Below are 3,463 nucleotides of genomic sequence, written 5' to 3'. Positions count from 1 at the left end.
CCGCGGGGTGACCCAGAGCCGGATCACGCCCTCGATGACGACCGTGCCGTCGTCGCGGGTGCCGCGCACCCGGACCGGGAGGTCCGGATCTCCGCTGACCCACTGCTCGGGGTCGGTCTCGGCGACGCACACGATGTCGCTGGTCGCCTTGGCGGTGTAGGACACCTCCATCCCCTTCGGGATCCAGCGCTTGTCGGCCGGGATCGTGGCCTCCGCGAGCGCCCCCATCGCGGCCTCCAGCCCGTTGCACAGCGCGATCGCGTGCACGGTGCCGAGGTGGTTGTGCACGCGCCGGCGCTTGGGGATGAGCAGCTCGGCGCGGTTGGGCTCGATGGTGAGGAAGCGGGGGCGGATCGAGGCGAAGTACGGCGCCTTCTGCGCGAACAGCACCGAGAAGACCCGGGTGCCCACGACCGGGACCGCGCTCGCCTTGCTCCACAGGGTGAGGACCTGGCTCATGCGCGTATATTACCCGTTGGTAACTTTCTTGGCGAGGCCTGTGGATGACCGGTCGCGGAGGCCGCGACCCGCGCCTAGCCTGGCGAGCATCTCTCGGGAGAGGACCCACGATGCTCGGACGGATCGCTCGCACCCTGCTGGCACTGGTCGGTGCGCTGACCCTGGTCGCCGGGCTCGCGGCAGCCGTCGTCGTCGGCCCCGACGACGACGTGCTGCTCCCCGCGACCCGGCCCGATGCGGAGCCGGGCCAGCTCGTCGTCAGCGCCCCCGACCTGCTGTCCTACGACGACCTCACGGTGGTCGTCCGCGCCCGTGCCGACGGCGGCGTGCTGCTCGCGGCCGGCAACCCGGTCGACGTCTCGAGCCTGGCCGACCAGGCCGACCACTGGGAGGTCACCGGTCTCCGCTTCGGCGGTGTCACCGGTGGCCGGCGCGTCGCCGCGGCCCACGACCCGGTGCCGCTCGGCGACCTCTCCTCGGCCGAGCTGTGGACCGAGCGTGCCGAGGGCGCGGGCTGGCAGGAGCTGCGACTGGACCTGCACGGACAGCCGTTGCAGCTGCTGGCCCAGCCGACGGGCGGTGCGGTCCCGGAGCTCCAGGTGGGCGTCCACGTGGGCGGGCTGTTCTGGCTGCTCGTCGCGGTCGCCGCGGGCGGTGCGGCACTGCTCGGGCTCGCCGTGGCGCTGATGGTGCGCCGGCGGGGCGGCCGGAGCCGCGCCGCGGGCCTGCTGGTGCCGATGCTGGCGCTGGCCACGGTCGCCACCGGGTGCGGGGTCCCGCAGCACGTCGACGCCGAGCCGGCCAGCCGGGTCGCGTTGGAGCCCGACGACCTGGCGGCCCTGGCGGCGGCGTACGACGAGCACAACAACCGCGCCATCCGTGCCGCCGCGGCCCCGCGGTACGCCATCGGGCCCTGGCGCACCGTCGACACCGGGCCGGTGCTGGAGCACGACGTCTACGACACGATCGTCGCGCGGCGAGCCAAGGAGCGAGACGAGCCGCGTGCCTTCACGCACACCCCGACGGGCGTCTACTCGCCGCGCTTCACGAGCTATCCGATGTGGAGCCTCGTCGTCTTCGAGGAGAAGCATGCGGCCGAGGTCGACGTCTTCACCCGCGCGACCGCGGCCTCGCCCTGGCTGATGCGCACGACGAGCGCGGCCGACCCCGACGACCTGCCCGAGCCGATCGACGACCCCGGACGGATGCAGGCCGTCGACCCGGGCACGATCGACGCCGCCCGCACGGCGGTCGGCGCGGTCACGAGGTACGTCGCCACCGGCACCCTCCGCGGCGTGGGCGTCACCGAGACCGTGCGCGAGCTCCACCGCTGGGCGACCCGGGTGCTGCCGGACGATCGCAGGTACATCGACAGCCAGCACGCCACGATCGACTCCGCCGCCGAGTCTCGGCAAGACGACCTGCGGGTGGTCGCCGCCGAGGGCGGGCACCTCGCCGTCGCGGTGCGGCCGCTGCGCGTGACCTCCTACCCCCGCGACGAGCTCGAGGTCGGCTGGCAGTCCGCGTTCAGGACCGTCCACGGCAGGTTCGGCCAGTCGCTCTACCGCGACTTCAACCTCTGCCTGGTCGTGTTCCTGCCCGAGGACGGCGGCACGCCGCGAGCCGTCGCGGCCTCGGCCCTCCCCGCGCCGGTCTGACCCCGGGCGCCGGCTACGGCGAGCCGAGCCGCAGCGCGACGCCGCGGATCTGGTCGCCGTCGAGGAAGAGGGTGACGCCCCACCACTGCAGGCACGAGTCGATCGAGTCCTCCGGGACGGTCAGGCTGATCGCGCGGAGGCCGGCCAGCTCGGGCGGCGCAGCGTCGTTGCCTCCGGGGCAGGTGCCGACGACGCCACGGTGCACCTCGTAGAAGCCGCCACTGCCCGCAAGTACGTCGAGCGCCGAGAACGGCCCGCCCCGCTCGGCGTACTCCCCGGGCAGCCGCCAGGCGGCGAGGTCCGCCCGTTGTTCCGGGCTCACCGTGGTCGCGGTGAGCCCGTCCTCGATGCCGGTCCACACCTCGCCGTCGACGAAGGGCGCGCCGAGCGAGGGATCCGCCGCGAACCGGTAGAACGCCCGAGCCAGGACCGCGTCGGCGCCCGTGACCGGGCCCAGCTCGGCCGCGTCACAGGGCCCCCGGAACTCGTCGAGGTCGAGCCGCGCGGCGAACAGCCGCACGAGGGACCCGCCGGTGAGCGTCGCGCCAGGTGCCGGTGCTTGCCGGACCACGACGCCGGGCCGGGCCTCGCAGCGCACGGTCGCGGTGCGCCAGTCCGACCCGAGGCCGAGGTCGCCCACCCGGCGACCCGCCTCCGGCGCGAGCAGACCGACCAGGTCGGGCATCAGATCCGCGACACTCGTCGTCTCGCTGGGCGGCGCCGGCGTCGTGGCGGGCTCCGGCGTGCGCGCCGCGTCCTGCTCGCCGCTCGATCCGCAGGCGGTGACCGCCAGCGTGAGCGCCGCCAGTGCGATCCATCGGGTCCTCATCGCGCACCCTCCCCTGTCCTACCCGTGGGACGCGCCGCCGGCATCCGGGGTTGACGCGATCAGGCCAGGACCTCGACCCGGTTGCCGTGCGCGTCGAAGGTGTGAAACCGCTCGAAGCCCGCGAACGTGTGCCGCTCGCGCCAGTCCACCTCGAAGGCGAGGGCGGCCAGCCGGGCCGCGACGGACTCGAGCTCCACGACACCGTCGAGGACCAGCGCCGGGTGCGCCTTGCGAGCCGGGACGAACGGCTCCTCCACGCCCACGTGGATCTCGGCGGTCCCCGCGCGGAACCAGCAGCCGCCGCGGCCCGCGAGCCCGGCCGGCTTGGCCACCTCGGTCATCTCGAGACCGTCGCGGTAGAAGCGTCGCGCCTCGTCCTCGCCACCGACCGGGCACGCGACCTGGACGTGGTGGAGCCTCACGACGGCACCCGCGCCACCACGAACACCCGGCGGAACGGCAGCACGACGCCGTGGTCCTGCGCCGGGTAGGCCGCGGCGAGCCGGCGGCGGAACTC

At 74.5% G+C, this 3,463-nt stretch carries 4 protein-coding genes; 1 reads left to right on the top strand and 3 read right to left on the bottom strand.

The window, feature by feature from the left end:
* Positions 1-459 (bottom strand): hotdog fold domain-containing protein (locus tag VGD85_RS02950; RefSeq protein WP_331061954.1); only part of this gene is annotated, 459 nt, incomplete at its 3' end.
* Between the two features lie 110 nt (positions 460-569).
* Between VGD85_RS02950 and VGD85_RS02945 the strand changes: the two genes are divergently transcribed.
* A complete protein-coding gene (locus VGD85_RS02945) occupies positions 570-2,117 on the top strand; it encodes a hypothetical protein (RefSeq protein WP_331061953.1) in 1,548 nt (515 codons plus the stop codon).
* Positions 2,118-2,130: 13 nt separating this feature from the next.
* Here VGD85_RS02945 and VGD85_RS02940 read toward each other — a convergent pair whose 3' ends face one another.
* Positions 2,131-2,946 (bottom strand): PASTA domain-containing protein, encoded by an 816-nt coding sequence (locus tag VGD85_RS02940; RefSeq protein WP_331061952.1) that lies wholly within the window; start codon positions 2,944-2,946, stop codon positions 2,131-2,133.
* A 59-nt stretch (positions 2,947-3,005) separates the two neighbouring features.
* Positions 3,006-3,368: a VOC family protein gene (locus VGD85_RS02935; RefSeq protein WP_331061951.1), complete on the bottom strand. Its 363-nt coding sequence runs from the start codon at positions 3,366-3,368 to the stop codon at positions 3,006-3,008.
* Positions 3,369-3,463: the final 95 nt, after the last annotated feature.

This window comes from Nocardioides sp. (assembly GCF_036401255.1).
In the GTDB taxonomy this organism is placed as follows: Bacteria; Actinomycetota; Actinomycetes; order Propionibacteriales; family Nocardioidaceae; genus Nocardioides.
This window is presented reverse-complemented; position numbering and strand designations above follow the sequence as displayed.

Excerpts from the sequence above, each read along its gene's own strand:
- VGD85_RS02945 (WP_331061953.1), top strand. The coding sequence starts at position 570 with ATGCTCGGACGGATCGCTCGCACCCTGCTGGCACTGGTCGGTGCGCTG.
- VGD85_RS02940 (WP_331061952.1), bottom strand. The coding sequence starts at position 2,946 with ATGAGGACCCGATGGATCGCACTGGCGGCGCTCACGCTGGCGGTCACC.